The organism is Klebsiella sp. DY2415, assembly GCF_026314315.1.
Classification (GTDB): domain Bacteria; phylum Pseudomonadota; class Gammaproteobacteria; order Enterobacterales; family Enterobacteriaceae; genus Klebsiella; species Klebsiella ornithinolytica.
In genome coordinates this window covers 774,762-792,108 of the sequence record NZ_CP111115.1, presented here as the reverse complement: position 1 = coordinate 792,108, position 17,347 = coordinate 774,762, and the positions used below count along the sequence as shown (strand labels likewise).

Sequence of the window (17,347 nt, the reverse complement as noted above, 5' to 3'; positions counted from 1 at the left end):
CACGCCGCTCACCCCTTCGGGGCCAGCGCGACAAGCGCGCTGTTCAACGCCTGCGGCGTTAGTCCGGGTCCGGGCACCATTTATTTAAAGAAACCAGCCTGAGGGCTGGTTTTTTGCTTTCTGCAATACGGACTCTCCATCGAACTCCGTTCGATTATTCGCGGCACGCCGCTCACCCCTTCGGGGCCAGCGCCGAATGGAGATATAACTAACATCGCGGTGTATTCATCAACGGAGAGCAAGTCAGGGGGATAGTCAGGCCATACCATACAAACCATCCCCCTCTGCCGGGAAAAGTCCGACAGGGCTGGTGATAGTCACCAACTGTCGGTTATCAGTACAAGTGACCAATATTGACGATTGTACTTACCGTGTCGCCAAAGAAAGTCATTCTGCTCAGTATCATGCCAACAAACAGCAGCACAAACACCGTTTTTGCCGGCCCTTCTCCACGCCAGCTCACCAACAGAGCCACGACAAGGCACAGCAAACCCACAAGATATGCTGGTGATGTCAGCCATGCGTGCGCAGTCATCTGCATCACGGTTCCTCCACTCAGCCAAATCAATGGTGCGGCAATCAACACAGCCAGACAAACCAGAATACCCTGGCGCAACGCAGCCAACGCAGTGCCAGCGGTCAACAAAGGCAGCACCGCGCAGCCCATCACCCAGACGGTAATAAAGAACAGCAGCATGGTTACACCACTGGCGGTCGCGACCATTGCTGGCGCGGCATAAGTCATCCCCTGCACCGCCACCAGTACCACGCCCAGCAGAGATGTGATAACAGCAGAAACCTTATTCCCTTTAGTCAGGAAAGTAACGCCCGTCGCAGCGCCATACAGCGTCGCGCCAAGAATTTCCCGGCTCAGCCACGCATGTTTCAGATTGCGCAATGCGTCATACGCACGATCGGGATGCGCCAGATGTAAGACTGCCGCAATGGACGCCACGGCCAGCACCAACCCTGTCACCAGCCAGTGCATGCGTGTTGTAATCAGCGTACCGCGCAGCGTTCCCCAGGTCAGCAGTAACGCCATACCCACCGACATCTGACTGAGCACCGTAAAAATGACCAACGGGAGTTCATAATGTTCCATTATTTGACCTCCGGCTGCTGAGGCTGACGGGCCAGAATAAAGCGCGTGCCCGGATTGAGTTTCGGCATATGTGGATACCCCGGCGGATACTGAACGGCGTTTTTTGGCAACGGATCGGTATCCAGATCGATAAGCGTCAATGCCCCTACAGGGCAGGCATTGACGCAGGCTGGCTGCATACCGATATCCAGACGTTCGTAACACATACTGCATTTTTCCGCTTTTTGCGTCTCTTCGTTGAAGCGAGGCGCACCGTACGGACAGTTGCGAATACAGTTTTTACAGCCAATGCAGTGCTCGGGATTGTGTACCACAATACCATCTTCACGACGCGTATAGGCCTCTACCGGGCATGCAGTGACGCAAGCCGGATGCTCACAGTGGTTACATGCCAGTGAGTAAAAAGCGCGTTCTTCATGTGGATAAATTTCTCTATCTAACGGATAGACATAGCGCCAGAAACGTTCAGGCTCCAGCTGGTTGAAGCTTTTGCAGGCCATCGCGCAGCCACGGCAGCCGATACACTTATCGCTGTTGACTAAAAATGCACGCCTCATGCTGCTACTCCTTTGTCTGTCGCATGGGAAATATCCACAAACTGGCTATGAATAGCGGCACCTGGCGCGCCGGTTGCCATTTTCCCCATGTCCGCAGGGGTATCCATCACCACGTTTTGTACGTTGTAACTCAGCTTGTTAAACCAGGATTCGTACATCACCAGGAAGTCTTCAGGGACATTGGTGGTAATTTTTGCTCTCAGCTCAACGTCGCCTGCGGCATTAAACACTCTTACTTTGTCACCTTCCGCAATCCCTTTCTTGCTCGCCGCCAGCGGATGCATATAGACAAACGGCTCTGGCCAGAAGGTTTGCATCCAGTCGAGATTAACAAATTGCGAATGCAGGCCGTATTGCAGATGGGGGGTAAACAGATGAAATGGCAACTCGCTTTTCGCGGGTTCTTTATACTCCGGCAGTGCCGCATGACCATTGGCAACACAGCGTTCTGACTTGAACTCATATTTGCCGGACGGGGTTTTGAATTTGCGATCGTACCAGGCTGCCGTGCTCGGCATTTTTGCTTTATGCGGCCCTGCGAGCAGATCTTCCCAGTTACGGATACCAAACTGTGTGGCCAGCTCATCGTTGAACTCTTCGTCCAGCCATTTCTTCGGGTTAAATTCCTGCGGGAAGGTGCAGGAGCCGGATTCGATTTTATTGATGGCGGCAGAGAGTAACGCCGCAATTTCCGGGTCGCTTTTACACTCGTAGAGCGGCTTAATGGCCGGTTCGTTGACCGACAACCAGTAGTGCCAGTACGACGAACAGACATCCCACTGCTCAAAGGTGGTCGTCACGGGTAACACGATATCCGCATGCTGGACGGTTTCATTGAAGAACTGATCCACTACCACCACCATCTCCAGCTTAGCGAACGCTTTTTCCATCTTGTTGCGGTCGAAATCCTGCGCGAATGGGTTCTTTGACGCCACCCACAGCAGGCGAACGGGTGGTTCGGAGGCATCAAGAATGCCCTGCGCCGTCTGGTTGATGTTCAGCGCGCGATCGGAATATTCACTCTCCTCTGCGCTATCGCTGACAAACTCGCCGACCGGGCCGCCAGCACCTTTTATGCCGATAGATCCGGCAGGTGGTTTGTGCGACATCAGCGCATAGTTGAATCCCCAGGTTTGCAGATGACCGTAACGTACGCCGCCTCCTTCCAGACCGATGTTGCCGGTCATCGCCACAAAGGCGTCAATTGCGCGGACATTTACGCCTCCATTCACATGCCGCTGCATCCCGTAGCCAATCCACACTGTCGAAGGCTTAGCCCTTGTAAACTCTTCCGCCAGAGTACGAATCACGTCCGCGGATAGCCCACAAATTTCCGCTGCCCACTCAACGGTCACCTGCTGACGCAGGTACGCTTCAAATTCGGTATAGCCGTGTGAATAGTTATTAACGAAATCCCGATCTACCAGCCCGTTATCAAGCAGATAGCGGCACATGCCGAGCGCCAACGCACCATCTGAGCCAGGGCGTATACGCAGATATAAATCGGCTTTTGCCGCAGTTTGGGTTAACAGTGGGTCGATGACGACCACTTTCGCCCCCTTCTCCCGTGCCTGATAGATGTACTTCATGCTGTGCATAGCGCACCAGGCGGGGTTTGCTCCCCAGATGATGATGTACTTTGCCTTCACAAAATCTTCCGGATCGTTGCACCACATATCGCCCATGTCATAGTTCTGCGCATCAATTCCGGCAGGCCAGCAGGGGGTGCCGGCGAATCGCGTAGTGTATCCAAGTGATGACATCATTCCTTCCACGGCATAGCCCATCACTCCAAGGTTGCCGGAATACTTCGACAGCGCAAGCCCAAGCATTGAGCCGTCTTTCTTTTTGATTTCCAACATTTTGTGAGCGATTTTTTGCATCGCTTCATCCCAGGAAATACGTCGCCAGTTGCCGCTACCACGGCCATCCTGAATCATCGGATATTTGATGCGATCGGGGCTGTATACGCGACGTGGATAGGTCAGTCCTTTCACGCAGGGCGCACCGCTGGTGTAGGTGGATTCCGTCGCGCCGTCCACGAAAGTGATCACCTCGTCCTTGACCCACGTTTTCAGGCTGCAGGTGTCGTAACAGTTGCGCGGGCAGGCATTGCGATAAACATAATACGTTTTCGGATTAAAGGGGATCGGAGGCTGAGCAAACGCGCAGCGTGAAGAGAGAAGCCCTCCTGGTAGAACGGTGAGGGTTCCGGCTGCAATTAATCCTTTAATAAAGGAACGTCGATTTAGATTATTTGGCTCATTGCTCATAGCATACTCTCGTTTTTAATTCGTCAAACCAATGTGATAATTCCAACGCAGACTTACGCATCAGCGCTGTACTGGCGTTATTTGTTATTTTCTCGATAAATACAGGCACCCACAGCGTTAAGTGCTGTGAGAAAAACCGCTGCAGGAAAGGTAAAAATCCAGCATTTCTCCTTACATTCATTAACAGCAGAACAACTAATTCCAGTTCATAAGAAATATGATCGTCAGGAGTATTTTCATCACGATTTACCTTTACTCCCAAAGTCTGCATCAATTCACGAACATCCAGCGTAGTAGCCCTCAGAACCAATGGCTCATCGCCAAGATAAACGGAGGCATATGGAGGAGCCAGAAGGGCCGAAGGGCCGACAAACAAACGGTTGAAATCATACTCAACCTCAAGCCATTGTTTTGCATTCAGCTCCGTTGGCGAAAAAGAGAGTTCAGACCAATTCTGTTTAAGATAGTGACTCTCGCCATAAGCAAAAAAGTTGCGGAACAGCAAACCCGTCTTTTCAAAAGGCATCAGTGATTCATGCATATCAACCATAAAAACCCGCCATTACATTCATTTGAAAAATATAACTACAAAGAGTTAAATTCTAAGAGTTCGAGAATAGTTATTTCTTTGACTCAGAAACGAAAGCCAGAAGATAAAATTCTGATTTTCCTTATTCTGTAATCTGTGTAACAAAATGACGCGAACGTCTGTAACATGCATAATGCAAATGAGATTCAGTTTAATAAGAGTCAGCCTCGCAGACTTTCTGCGCAGAAAGATTAAGCCGGAGCATCGATATCGAATATCAGTTGCAAAACCGGTCATCCCCAGTCCCATACCACTCCCCTGGTCGGCCTGCGCTCCAAAAGTAGCCAGACCCGACGCCAGTACCAGAGCAGAAAAAACGTTATTCAGTTTCATAAAACAATCCTTTTAATTGAACGAAAGACTTAATTGCTATTAATAAATCGCCAGAAACCTCTCACTTCATTCACATTCAATTGTCATAAAATATTCCCTGTCAGTATTTCAGACATACGGCTCCCTGCCCGCAAAATATGCATGCAAATAAATACCCGAAAGATTCGAACAAACCAAAAACCACTGACTCCGATTTACTAATAATACACTACATCTAAAATCACAGCACCAGTCGAGAATCTGGCCCTGGGTTAAAATACAAACCCAGGCTCTCACTTCGCTGACAATTGAAATTATCGTTCAATCTTATGATCCTGGAAGACTAAAAAACCTCCTGTTCAGACACTAAACCCGCTCTATTACGGTATCAGTTCGCTTCTTTTTTCAGCATCAGATGATGGGCTCATCGGTAAAACAAACAGGGACAGGCCAGCCATATTCAGAAACAGTGGCGAGCACAGGAATAAATGGGTTAACGACAGGTTTCTCTCCGTTTATCAATGATGCTGCCCGGTTGTTATCGTCTGACAGAACATCAAGTCGGGATCAGGTCAGAGAAAACAATATCGACACGGCGATACCTGAAATATGCGGAGAAGACAATGAAAGGGCAGAGAGGGTTGACAAACAACAAATACCTGATAATTCGTGCTGACATAACATAGCGGGTGATATGCAGTGACGGTGAATTTCGCAATCGGTTTAAATACCCGGAGCAGTCTAACACCGACGTCTGGTTATTTTAAAATTGGCGCATAAAGATGCCCTGCGCCAGACTGACGCAGGCCTTTTTGTTCTTATTTTTTCTTAAGTCGCTTCTTAAGTAGATTCAGATCGTACAAAAAACAGCCACACTGGTCAGTCAGTCCACGCCTTCAGGTCCGCACATCGCAAATGCCCGTCAGGACAATATAAAACAAATTAAATCAATAAATTGATTTCATACTCTTTTCAATACCGCCCGGTGAAAACCGTCATAAGTGCCGATGTCAGCGGGCGTCCGGCATCAGAAACCAGACTTTCGGACTGCCGCAGACTAACTTTACTCCAGCCCAACACCGTTCAACGTCACACGTTCCGCAGCACAGTATCATTGTCGTGACAGCTAAAAAGTGAGACGGACGCGTTCCATAGAGCACATTGATAGATCAAGACTCATTCATAATTAAAATAAATTAAGATTAATTCAGATTACCTTACTTTCCCTCCGGGTATAGTGACAGTTAAACGAAATCATAAAGCCACGACGAAGGTGATATCAGCCATACCGATACAACGGCACCTCATGATGATCAGTTAAGGAACAACATGGCGAATAAACTTGAATTAAAAAGCAATTATAACATTGCCTTAATAGGAGGTGACCGCTTTGCCCGTTGTGGCATCGTCACATTATTACAAGGTATTACTCCTGATATTCGGATAGAAACGTCCGATAGTGATTATTCGCTACTTGATAACCTCTTAACAACGACCTCGATAGATATTCTCTTTGTCTCCGGCGCTGAAAAATATCATGCCGGATTTGATTGCCTGAGCTACATCAAAAAAATCAAGGCGAATTATCCGGAGGTATTTGTCTGTATGTATTCTACCCCGGCGAACTCTTTGTTGTGGGTACATGGTGAAATTGACGCCTATATCTCGCTACAGGATCCGATTTATCACTGGCGAGCCAACTTATTAAAAATGGTGGATAGCCGCTATCGACCGAAAACCAAACCCGTGGCGTTATCACTGACACCAGGCGAATGGCGAGTATTAAAAAAAATTCGCAATGGCCTGGATATACGTTACATCGCCGAACTCGAGAAGCTTTCATATCGCCGTGTCAGCGCCTTAAAAAACTCAGCGATAAGAAAACTAGGTCTCAGAAATAAGACGGACCTGCTGGTCTTTTTAACCAGCTAACCCCGTCATTTCAGATACCGTCCCTTAATAGCAAACTATGGAATCAAGATAATGAAGACTCGTGTAAATAATAAAATGTTGCTGACATTAGGCGTTGCAGCTTTGCTGCCATTCGGCTCAGCGCTGGCAGCAGGCACCAGCGGGGGCACCGTCAACTTCAACGGCAGCGTCGTCACTTCTGCCTGCGCCATCAGCGCCAACAGTGCCAATATTGACGTCAATCTGGGGGAAGTCCGTACCGCTACGCTCGCCGCTGCCGGTAGCGAAGCCAGCACGGCAAAAGCCTTCTCCATCGTTCTTGAGGATTGCGAAATCGCCGATACCTCCGCCTCAACGGAAGAGAACCCTATCCCGGCCACCACCGTTGCAGTGACCTTTACCGGCACGCCGGACAACGCCGATGCCGATAGCCTGGCCGTCGGTTCTAACGGCAGCAGCGCATCCGCGCAAAATGTCGCCATTCGTCTGTATGACGAACAGGGGAACGTCGTGAGACTGGGTGAAGCCGCAGCGCCTGTCGTCTTGCGTAGTGGCTCAAACACCCTGAACTTCAGCGCGAAATACTATTCGCCGCAGGGTAATGCCACTGCGGGCGATGCCAGCGCCGTTGCGACCTATACCGTGACCTATTCGTAATCTTCTGGCCTGGTCAGAAGGCCAGGCCCGACTCACTATCAGGAGAGGCACTATGCGCTCATTAACATGGATTTGTCTGGCCGCCGCGCTGTGTTCATCGGCAGCGCATGCAGGCGGAGTGGGGTTGGGCGCAACGCGAATGGTTTACTCAGGCGCCACCACCCAGTCGATGCTGCAAATCAGGAATACCCACCCCGATTCGTCCTTCCTTATCCAGTCGTGGATCGAGAATGAACAAGGGAGCCGCTCGAATGATTTTATCATCACACCTCCGCTGTATGTTTTAAAACCCGCGTCCGAAAGCGCGGTGAAAATGATGTTTAACGGCAAATCGCTGCCGCAGGACCGGGAAACGCTGTACTGGATGACGGTCAAAGCGATTCCGCAGCAGAGTCACAATACGTCCGGCAACTCTCTGCAATTTGCTTCGGCAAACCGCATAAAAGTCTTTTACCGCCCGGCAGGCCTCATCGGCGATGTTAACGAGGCGTGGAAAAAAATAACCGCCCACTATCGCGCCGGAAAAGTCACGCTCAATAACACAACGCCGTATTACCTCACCACCATCAATTTAAAAATCGACGGCAAGCCTGTTCAACCGGTAATGGTGCCGCCAAAGGCAAGCGTAACCCTGGCGGAGTCGTTCGCTCGGGCAAGTACAGCAAGCTACCAGACCATCAATGATTATGGCGCCTGGACGCCCATCAACAGCGTGTCGCTAACTCAAAAATAAAGGTATGACCGTGTGAAAGCAAAAACCGTTTGCGCCATGGCCATGGTCCATGCCGTGGTCATACAGCATGTCGCCGCCGCAGAGAGCGATTTGCAGTTTAATCCTGCTTTCCTCAGCGGTGAGAACGAGAACATCGCCGATCTCTCATGGGTCAATGCGCGGAATGCGTTACCGCCCGGCGAGTACAATATTAATGTTTATATTAATAACAATTACGCTTTCACCGGCAACGTGAAGTTCAGCATCGACCGGAGCAAGGGGCAAGACGAAGCCCTGCCCTGCGTCACGCCAGCGCAAATAGCTGCGCTGGGTATCGATAGCCGTCAGGCCAAAGACGAAGCGCTGCCGCTGGCCCGGCCATGCTATTTTTTAGACGCGCTCTTCCCGGGCGCCCGCTTTGATTTCGACCAGAAAACGCTCGCCCTCAGTTTCAGCCTGCCGCAGAGCGTTATGCGTAATCTGCCAAGGGGCTATGTCAGCCAGGAAAGCTGGGAGTACGGTATCCACGCCGCGTGGATGAACTATATCGTCAACGGTTCCAGGAATGAGTTTCGCGGCGACACGCGGATCCGCGATCGCCAGCTCTTCGCCAGCCTGAACAGCGGCGTGAACCTCGGGGCGTGGCGGCTGCGCGATTACACCACGTGGACTAAACAGAGCAATAAGCTTACCCACGTGCAAACCTGGCTCCAACGGGATATCCCCGCTCTGAGCGCTCAGGCCTACGTCGGAGAGACCTACACTTCCGCACAACTTTTTGATGCCGTAGGCCTGCGCGGCGTAACGCTGAAAACAGATGACAATATGCTGCCCGCCAGCCTGAGTGGGTACGCGCCGGAAGTTCGCGGTATCGCACGGAGTAATGCCACCGTAACCGTACGGCAGAACGGTAACATTATTTATCAGACAAACGTCCCCGCCGGGGCCTTCATCCTGAAAGATCTCTACCCCACTTCATCGGGCGGCGATTTATCCGTGACCATTCAGGAGAGCGACGGCAGCAAAACCCAGTACACCGTTCCGTTTGCCAGCGTACCGAACCTGGTACGTTCCGGACAGCTGAAGTATGCCTTCAATGCCGGGAAGTTTCGTCCCGTCGGCAATCAGGACTCCCCGTCGTTCGCCCAAAGCGAACTATTTTACGGCTGGCAGCACGGCCTCACTTTTTACGGCGGCGCGCAGCTGTCTGCAAACTATCGCGGGCTGGCGCTCGGCGTAGGGCAAAATCTCGGGCGCTTTGGCGCCTACTCGCTGGATGTCACTCACGCGAACAGCAGGCTGGCGAACGAGCGTCGCTACAGCGGAGATTCCCTGCGCCTGCGATACGGCAAACGGCTCAACGACTTTGGCACGCGCTTTAATTTCTATTCGCTGCGCTATTCTACTCAGGGGTTCTATACCCTCAGCGATACGGCCTACAAAGGGATGAAGGGCGGTGTAGCAAAACAGGTAGTCGAGGCTGACGGTAGCGTCACTACCCGTTATGAGAATCTTTATAACCTGCATCTGTTGCGCAAAGCGAAAAACCAGCTGCTGCTGTCGCAGCCGATGGGCAGATTCGGCTCGCTCTCGCTGTCATGGGATCAGCAAACCTACTGGCATACCTCTGACAAGACGCAAAGCATACAGTTGGCGTGGAATGCCATGTTCCGTCATGTCGCCGTTGGCGTCAGTTTTCAACGCAGCGGTAACCTGTTCGCTAACCAGAATGAAAATATCTTCGCCCTGTCGCTCTCCGTCCCTTTTGGCACGCCACAGCTGGCGACCCGCGCACGCTTCACCACCACGCATGCCGGCTCAACGGGAGCGAGCAATAGCGCTGGCCTCAGCGGCTACCTGCCCGGTATGGAGAATGTGTTCTATAGCGTCAATCAGCGTTACAGCGCGCAGCAACAGTACGGCGCCGATACCGCCTTACAGTACGCAGGTCCATGGGGAGACTACAACATAGGCTATAGCTACTCCCGCGACTCGCGCAACCTGAGCTACGGCATGAGCGGCGGCGCGGTTCTTCATGAAGATGGTCTGACGCTGAGCCAGCCGCTGGGAAACACCAATATTCTGATCAAAGCGCCAGGGGCCGGCAACGTGTCGGTGCTCAACCATAAAGGCATCAAAACCGATAGCCGAGGCTATGCGGTGATCCCCTATGCCACGCCGTATCGCGTCAATCAGGTGGCGCTGGATGTCACTACCGCCGGAAATGACGTTGAGCTGGAGAACGCCATCGTCAGCAAAACGCCGACCGATGGCGCGCTGGTGCGGGCCACTATGGTCACGCGCCAGGGGGCTAAAGCCCTGTTCGTCATTCGTCGCCACCATGAGGTGCTACCGTTTGGCGCCGTGGTATCGCTTGCCGATGAGCAAACCAGCAGTATCGTTGGCGATGCCGGCAGCCTGTATCTGCCGGGCTTGCCTCTTGAAGGCACGCTGCACGCCGTCTGGGGACAGGAAAGCGGCAAAAGCTGCAGCGTTAAATATCGTCTGCGTCAGCAGGACTATAACCCCCGCACCGGCCTCTATTCACAGGAGGTGATATGCCAGTAACAACCCGCCTGCCCGCTATCGCGCTGTTTGTTGTCCTGACTGTCCCCGCTTACGGCTATGACGTTCTGGTCTCGGTGAGCGGTCATTTAATCGGCAATACCTGCATCGTCTCCGCGGATTCCAAAGAACAGAGCGTTCCGCTGGGCACCATCGGTATTAAGCAGTTTCGCGAAGCGGGTGCGGTGAGCAATATCAAAAGCGCCTTCACATTAAAACTGGAAGAGTGCGGCCCCACCTTTACCGGAGCGAAGATCCGCTTTAGCGGCACGCCGGACGAACTCAACCCGCAGCTGATTAAGGTCGCAGACGGCGGCGCAACCGGAGTCGCGGTACAAATCCTCGATAAAGACGGCATTCAGGTGCCGCTAGAAAGCCAAACCACGGCCTACGGTATCTCGGGAGATGAAAGCGTACAGATGACCTTTTATGCGCGACTGGTGGCCACGGGGGCCGCCGTCAATACCGGAGAAGTGTCAGCCTTCGCCACCTGGACTACGGAGTATCAATGATGCGTTTTTTACTGCTTATCGGCTGGCTGTGCGCCAGTACACACGTTTTTGCCCTGAACTGGAAATCCGATATTACGCTCTCTCCGCAGCCGATGACCTATACCGGCCCTGCCGATTCCGTCGTCCCTGGCAACATCATCGGCTCGACGTGGATCGCCACGGTCAGCGTGCAACAGGTGTTCTGGTGCGGATATATTTTTACCTGTAGCAAAGGCACGCTCGAACCGAGCAGCAGCGCGGTTCTCGCCGGACTCTCGGTCAACGTTGATGGCGCAAACTACACCGTTTTTGCAACCGGGGTTCCCGGAATCGGCTATATTCTTGGCCTGAAAGATTTCAACGGCTCGACCTACATACCGTTACAGAACGGGGTGACCCAAAGTTATCCCGCCGAGGGCACCAGCGGCATGGCGTTTGATTTAGGCTGGTCGGCGAAGCTGACCTACATCAAAACCGATAGTGCGCTGAAAACGGGCGTCTACGCCATCCCGACCATTAATGCCGCCATCCTGACGGCGTATAACAACGAAACCAAAACCGCTCAGGTGATCATTGACCCGACCACCGTGACGGTGACGGCCAGCGGCTGTACGGTCGGCACAGACAGCGCCAGTGTCGAACTGGGTACCCTTGATGTACGTACGCTACCCGACGTGGGCGATACCTCGCCGTCAGGCGCATTTAATGTCAGCCTCACCTGCGACGAACAGGTGGCGCTCTATGCGGTAATGACGGATCAGACGACGCCATCAAACACCTCCTCCACCGTGACCCTGACCGGCGACTCCACCGCCTCCGGGGTGGGGGTTCAGTTCTTTTACAACGGCAGCGGTCCGCTGATGATGGGGCCAGACAGCTCAGCGTCGGGCACCACCAATCAGTTCTTTATCGAGACCACCACGGCAGTGCAGGCGCTCTCTTTGCCCTTTCAGGCGCGCTACGTTCGTACCGGTCCTCTGGTACCAGGCTCCGCCAATGCCCTGGCGAGTATTACCTTTTCCTACCAGTGAGCGGTCCGCCCACTATGCGTGGTGAGTAAAACGATAAGCGTGAACGCAAAGGTCCGGGACATCGCCCGGGCCCGTTTTTGCTCACCTCAGCGCACCTGACAACCGGCACGCTCCCTGCCCTACGCTACCAGCGGTAATAGATATGCTCCGCATGCTCACGGGCCGCCGCCTCATCGCCCTGCAGACGCGCCGCCACCGTCAGGGAAAAATCAAACACCTTCCCGAGCCCCCGGCCGCTAATCAGATTGCCGTCCTCCACCACATCCGCGTCAACATAGACGCCGTCGGTCACCTGCCGCCAGAGCTCGCCGGAACAGACATAGCGGCGGCCTTTCAGCAGGCCGTTGCCCCCCAGCACGCGCGCCGCGGCGGAACAAATCGGGCAGAGATATTTGCCCAGTTCATCGTGGCGGCGCACAAAGGCGATAACCTGCTCGTTTTGGGCCAGAGAGACGCTCCCTTCTGGCCCGCCCGGCAGGATCACCGCGTCAAAAGTCTGGTCTGTGCTTTCCGCCAGCGTACTGTCCGCTATCATCGGAATAGCGTGGTAGCTGACGACCTCCCGCGTCTGCGCGCAGGCGATCGTCTGTACGTGGATATTCAAGCGCCGTAAAACATCGATTGCGACAATCGCTTCCCCTTCTTCGAAGCCCGGGGCCAACAAAACGGCTACCGTTTTCATGTTCTCTCTCTCCATTCCGCCCTTACCACCACGAGTACCAGGTCTGGCGCAGGCGTACCAGTGCTTCAAGATAGAAGTAGTCACCCCAGCTGCAGCACTGATCCACCCCTTTTCCACTGCCCATATGATAAACCGAGTGCTTGAGCAGCCCTTCGGTCGGGTCATCGTCGGTCGCCAGATAGTTATCGGTCAGCGACTGGACGATACGCAACGCCATCTCCTCGTAATGCGCGCGATGCCCATCGAGCGCCGGCAGCGCGTTGACCAGCTCCAGCAGGCCACAGGCGGTAATTGCCGCCGCCGAGCTGTCGCGTACCGCGTCGGTACCGAGCAAGGCCAGATCCCAGTGGCACACATCATCTTCCGGCAGGCGGTTCAGGAAGTAGTGGGCCAGACTGCGCGACAGCTCCACCATATTTTTATCACCGGTATAGCGATAGCTGAGCAGGAAGCCGTAGATGCCCCATGCCTGGCCGCGGGACCAGCAGGAGGTGTCGCTATAGCCCTGATGGGTGTTGCCAAAACGCGGCTCGCCGGTGTTCACGTCAATGTAGTAGGTGTGGTAGGTCGAGGCGTCTTCACGCACGATATAGCGCGCCGCCTGTTGCGCATGAGCCGTGGCCGCCTGCGCATAGCGCGGGTCCCCGGTCTGCTCGCTGGCCCAGTAGAGCAGCGGTAAATTCATATTGCAGTCGATGATCATCCGCCCCTGCTGTTCGGGGTCGTTCAGATCCCCCCAGGCCTGAATGATTCTGGCCGTCGGGTTATAGCGCTCCATCAGCGTTTCCGCGGCCAGCAGCGCGCTCTGGCGGGCGGCTTCGTTGCCGGTGAGTCGCCATGCGCTGACGCAGGAGAGGGTATAGAGAAACCCCAGATCGTGCGTCGCCGTATCGATACGCTCCTCGATGCGCCGGGCAAAAGAGGGCAAGTAGCGCTCGGCAGCCTCGCGATAGGCGGGATTACCGCTCATTTCCCACGCCAGCCACAGCTGGCCCGGCCAGAAGCTGGTCGTCCACTCGACGTTTTCAGAGCGTGGCCAGATCCCGTTCTCACAGGCCTCGCCCGGGAATTTATCGCCAAATGCGACAATATTTCTATCGAGCTTGCGGGTCACTCTGGCCAGCGCATCGTCGAGCTTCTGGCGCAGCGCCAGCCGGTCGACCTGATACAGTTCGACGGGACGGAGGGCTTCGGTAATCACCTTTTTGGTCATAACAACTCCTGAATTAATGTTTGGCCGGTTCAACCGGGTTGGTGTCCAGCGCCGGGGAAAAAGGTCGCGATGCGTCCCATGTAGAGCGGCAGCGCGAAAGCGTAAAAGCGGAGATAAGGGTAAACAGCAGGGCGCAGCTGCCCATCAGCAGATAGGTATGCTCAAAACCGATTTTGTCGTAGAGGTAGCCCGCCGGCGGCGCCACCACAATTGAACCCACGTAGATCATCGCCTGATAACCCAGCAGGTACATCGTGGCGTTGACTCGGCGATCAAAGTGCTCGGCAATGTATTTAAAGACCGAAATCAGCAACAGCGCGATTTCGACGCCATAAAACGGTTTAATAATCGAGATGATCAGCGGATCGCTGGTCAGGCCCGAAGCGATCAGCCTGGCCCCGACAACGCAGCCGCAGAACAGCAGCCCCCGTTTTGCGCCGTAGTGATTCACCAACAGCGGAATGAACATCATCATCACGAACTCCATCCCGGACTGCACGGTACTCAGGTAGCCATACCAGGCATTCCCCTGCTCTTTGGTGGCAAAAAAGGAGACGAAGTAGCGTGGAAACTGCTGTTCAGCAATAAACATCATCCATGCGACACCGGCGACATACAGGCTGAACATCCAGAATTTGCGGCTTTTCAGTAACTGCATCACGTCGCTAAAAACGATTTTGTTCGCTGAAATCACGCTGTTATTACGCAGCTGCTCATCGCCAATTTTCAGGCTGATTAACACCAGCAGCATCAGGAGCGATGTACTGCTGCTCAGCAGAAAGTTAGCCAGCGGCGAGAAGTTGAACAGCAGCCCGGAAACGGAGGCGGCCATCGCCCAGCCGAGCGATCCCCACATACGAATACGGCCGAACTCCAGGCCGTACAGCCGGCTAAAACGATCGGCATAGGATTCCGATGCCGCGACGCCCGCATACCAGCCAAGACTTAAATAGAGCGCGCCAAGGGTGATGCCGATCGTCGTGTGGCTTTGCAGCAGGGGTTGATAGACGAAGACAAAGAACGGCGCCATCAGGGCCGACACGGCACAGACAAAATAGAGCAGCCATTTGCTCATACCGATCTTATCCATGATGTAGCCGTAGACCGGCTTCAGGATCACCGCGAACACGCCGTTGATGGCGAATACGCTGCCGATGGTGATGCTATCGAGGCCGACTTTCTGGCTCAGCCACAGCGCGTAGAGGCCAAAGCTGGAGGACCAGGTAAAAAAGTAGAGAAAGATAAAGGCGCTCATTTTGTACTGTGCGCCACGCACAGAGGATGAAGGGGTCATAGGACGTTCTCCGGGGACAGCGTGAGATGTTTTTCTTCCTGTGCCGTCACGAAGCGTACAGCATCATCGCCAATGAAGGCCTGCGGACAACCCTGCGGTGCAAAGGTGTCGGGATTCCCCGCCCAGACCGCGCTTAACAACAGATGAGTTCCTGGTGCTAAATCACCGCGTAACACCGGAACCGCCGCGCGTTCGGCAAACAACAGATTGCTGTTGGGCGGCGTCAGTATCGCCTCGCCGCAGCGTCTTTGCGGGCTCAGGCAGAGAATGGCCGACGTGTCGGCAGGGGTGATGATCCGGCACCCGCCCTCCCCGTCCAGCACCTGAGGCAGGGGGCGGTTCGGCACGCTGAATCCCCCTTCGGCCGTATCAAGCGCGCGGGCAGTGTGGATACGATGTACGCGCAGCTGCCAGTCGCCCATCGCGATAAGCCAGGTTGCAATCACCACATCGCGCCACGGCCGCCAGCGGCTATAAATCATGCCATCGGCAGTCGTCACCGCGTCACAGTCGCGCCGCCCGCGCCAGTAATCATCTTTCTCACACAGCAGCAGCATGGAGTCAGGCGCAGCGTGACTTAACCCATAGCGCCCGCGCTCAATGGTGAATCCGTAGCGCGTGGAGTAGGCAAACTTGCAGTATTTCGCTTCGGTATTGACGAAGTTATTCAGCTCAAGCTGGCCGGAGGTCAGCATCCACAGGTGATCGGTCTGATGCACCAGCACCTGGTCGGCATGCTTAATGCTGTGCTGCGCGGCGATCGTTGGCAGCGGCAGCTCCGGCTCCAGCCAGAAGGGATCATCCTCACCCATCGCCAGAACCAGCATGGTTTTCAGGGCCCAGTAGGGAGAACCCGGCGCATTGTAATCCTCCGCCATGATCAGATTCGGGTAGCTATAGCCCACGCTCAGCACGCCATCACGATCGAACAGAGGTTGCTTCAGCCACCAGCGAAGATGGCGCAGGACGATGCCCTTGATCACTCCCGGGGAGAACGCCTCCAGCCCGGCAAAAGCCGCCGCGCTCCAGAAAGCCGCCTGAGCAAAGCGATAGGTCAGGCTGCGACCAAACGGCACGGCCGCCCCGTCGTCGGCAAAAAAATGGATAAAGTCTGCGGAAAACAGCAGCGCCCGATGACGCAGTTCAGCGCAGCGCAGCGGGTCGATATCGGCCATCAGCTTCGCGTAAATCAGCCCGTAGAAGTGAAAGCCCATCGAAATGTAATAGTCCCGCGGCCTGTCCGGGCCATCGGAATACCAGCCGTCGCCCAGGTAGTAGCCCTCCATGGCGCTAAAATGCGCTTCCCGCACCTGAGGATTAGTCGGCATCCCGGCGTGATGAAAACCGACCTGTACCAGAATGGGAAAGAAGTGCCAGTTATTGTCCGGGATCGCCTGCGTTTCACTCTGTTTTAACCAGCGCCAGAGATGGGTTTTCTCCTGCTCGTTGAAATGCGCCAGCACGCGATCGCCCGCCAGCGCTAACAGCAGACCATAGGCGGCCATCTCCACGATGCGCTGATCGTAGGGGTTCACTTCTCCCCAGTAATCGGCATGCTGCGGGTTGGTGCCGTTTTTAATGGCCTGCAGGTAGAAAGAAAACTGTGACGGCTCGCTGCCGCCGGCCAGCAGCGGCGTGACGCCCCACAGCAGACGCGAGAAGGTTTCCATACTCGCCACCTGTTGCCCGTAATGGGCGGTGAAATTCGCCAGATCGACACGGCTGGCATCATTTTTAAAATTGGGCGACACGGCATTCAGCAGCTCATTAACCAGCTGCCGGAGGTCGTTGCGGGTTCTTAAAGGGTTGGTCAGATGAATATTTTCAGGTTGCAAAAGGTCCTCCCGTCATGACACGAGAATTAGATAAGTTATTGTTATTTCGATTTTATAAAATTGTTTATACGTCAACAGGAGGAAGAATAGTCGCTTTTATTTGTGCGGCTAAGTGAGCACAAT

15 protein-coding genes are annotated in these 17,347 nt (G+C 54.1%); 6 read left to right on the top strand and 9 right to left on the bottom strand.

Annotated features, from left to right (window positions below):
* Positions 1-334: 334 nt before the first annotated feature.
* From OQV00_RS03780 to OQV00_RS03760, 5 genes are read right to left on the bottom strand one after another with little or no spacing between them, the layout of a single operon-like run.
* Positions 335-1,102 (bottom strand): dimethyl sulfoxide reductase anchor subunit family protein, encoded by a 768-nt coding sequence (locus OQV00_RS03780; protein WP_004867579.1) that lies wholly within the window; start codon positions 1,100-1,102, stop codon positions 335-337.
* Positions 1,102-1,659, bottom strand: a complete 558-nt coding sequence (locus OQV00_RS03775) for a 4Fe-4S dicluster domain-containing protein (RefSeq protein ID WP_048023379.1) — start codon at positions 1,657-1,659, stop codon at positions 1,102-1,104. Before OQV00_RS03775 ends, OQV00_RS03780 begins: the two co-directional genes overlap by 1 nt.
* Positions 1,656-3,932 (bottom strand): molybdopterin-dependent oxidoreductase, encoded by a 2,277-nt coding sequence (locus OQV00_RS03770; protein ID WP_266279859.1) that lies wholly within the window; start codon positions 3,930-3,932, stop codon positions 1,656-1,658. Before OQV00_RS03770 ends, OQV00_RS03775 begins: the two co-directional genes overlap by 4 nt.
* The gene (locus OQV00_RS03765; protein ID WP_064367897.1) at positions 3,922-4,482 is read right to left on the bottom strand and encodes a TorD/DmsD family molecular chaperone; all 561 of its coding nucleotides are present in this window, start codon (positions 4,480-4,482) and stop codon (positions 3,922-3,924) included. The genes OQV00_RS03770 and OQV00_RS03765 overlap by 11 nt, the downstream gene beginning before the upstream one ends.
* A 45-nt stretch (positions 4,483-4,527) precedes the next feature.
* Positions 4,528-4,854, bottom strand: a complete 327-nt coding sequence (locus OQV00_RS03760; protein ID WP_064356660.1) for a hypothetical protein — start codon at positions 4,852-4,854, stop codon at positions 4,528-4,530.
* Between the two features lie 1,308 nt (positions 4,855-6,162).
* Here OQV00_RS03760 and OQV00_RS03755 point away from each other — a divergent pair.
* From OQV00_RS03755 to OQV00_RS03730, 6 genes are read left to right on the top strand one after another with little or no spacing between them, the layout of a single operon-like run.
* Entirely contained in the window at positions 6,163-6,765 is a 603-nt protein-coding gene (locus OQV00_RS03755; RefSeq protein WP_004867594.1) for a helix-turn-helix domain-containing protein, read from the top strand.
* 51 nt (positions 6,766-6,816) lie between these two features.
* Positions 6,817-7,401, top strand: a complete 585-nt coding sequence (locus tag OQV00_RS03750; RefSeq protein ID WP_004867599.1) for a fimbrial protein — start codon at positions 6,817-6,819, stop codon at positions 7,399-7,401.
* A 52-nt stretch (positions 7,402-7,453) separates the two neighbouring features.
* Positions 7,454-8,134: a fimbrial biogenesis chaperone gene (locus tag OQV00_RS03745; RefSeq protein ID WP_015585725.1), complete on the top strand. Its 681-nt coding sequence runs from the start codon at positions 7,454-7,456 to the stop codon at positions 8,132-8,134.
* A gap of 12 nt (positions 8,135-8,146) precedes the next feature.
* Complete coding sequence (locus OQV00_RS03740) at positions 8,147-10,681, top strand: fimbria/pilus outer membrane usher protein (RefSeq protein ID WP_163980618.1); 2,535 nt, start codon at positions 8,147-8,149, stop codon at positions 10,679-10,681.
* Complete coding sequence (locus OQV00_RS03735) at positions 10,672-11,190, top strand: fimbrial protein (protein WP_044349574.1); 519 nt, start codon at positions 10,672-10,674, stop codon at positions 11,188-11,190. The genes OQV00_RS03740 and OQV00_RS03735 overlap by 10 nt, the downstream gene beginning before the upstream one ends.
* Positions 11,190-12,200 carry a fimbrial protein gene (locus tag OQV00_RS03730; RefSeq protein ID WP_015585723.1) on the top strand — a complete coding sequence of 337 codons (1,011 nt, stop codon included), beginning with the start codon at positions 11,190-11,192 and terminating at the stop codon, positions 12,198-12,200. Before OQV00_RS03735 ends, OQV00_RS03730 begins: the two co-directional genes overlap by 1 nt.
* 124 nt (positions 12,201-12,324) lie before the next feature.
* Here the strand turns inward: OQV00_RS03730 and OQV00_RS03725 are convergent, their stop codons facing one another.
* The 4 genes from OQV00_RS03725 to OQV00_RS03710 are packed head-to-tail and all read right to left on the bottom strand — an operon-like array spanning position 12,325 to position 17,224.
* Positions 12,325-12,882, bottom strand: a complete 558-nt coding sequence (locus OQV00_RS03725) for a DJ-1/PfpI family protein (RefSeq protein WP_015585722.1) — start codon at positions 12,880-12,882, stop codon at positions 12,325-12,327.
* A gap of 22 nt (positions 12,883-12,904) precedes the next feature.
* Positions 12,905-14,095: a glycoside hydrolase family 88 protein gene (locus OQV00_RS03720; RefSeq protein WP_004867610.1), complete on the bottom strand. Its 1,191-nt coding sequence runs from the start codon at positions 14,093-14,095 to the stop codon at positions 12,905-12,907.
* Positions 14,096-14,108: 13 nt separating this feature from the next.
* Positions 14,109-15,389, bottom strand: coding sequence for an oligosaccharide MFS transporter (locus OQV00_RS03715; protein WP_044349570.1), 1,281 nt, complete (start codon positions 15,387-15,389; stop codon positions 14,109-14,111).
* A complete protein-coding gene (locus OQV00_RS03710; RefSeq protein WP_088883663.1) occupies positions 15,386-17,224 on the bottom strand; it encodes a DUF2264 domain-containing protein in 1,839 nt (612 codons plus the stop codon). The genes OQV00_RS03715 and OQV00_RS03710 overlap by 4 nt, the downstream gene beginning before the upstream one ends.
* Between the last annotated feature and the right edge of the window lie 123 nt (positions 17,225-17,347).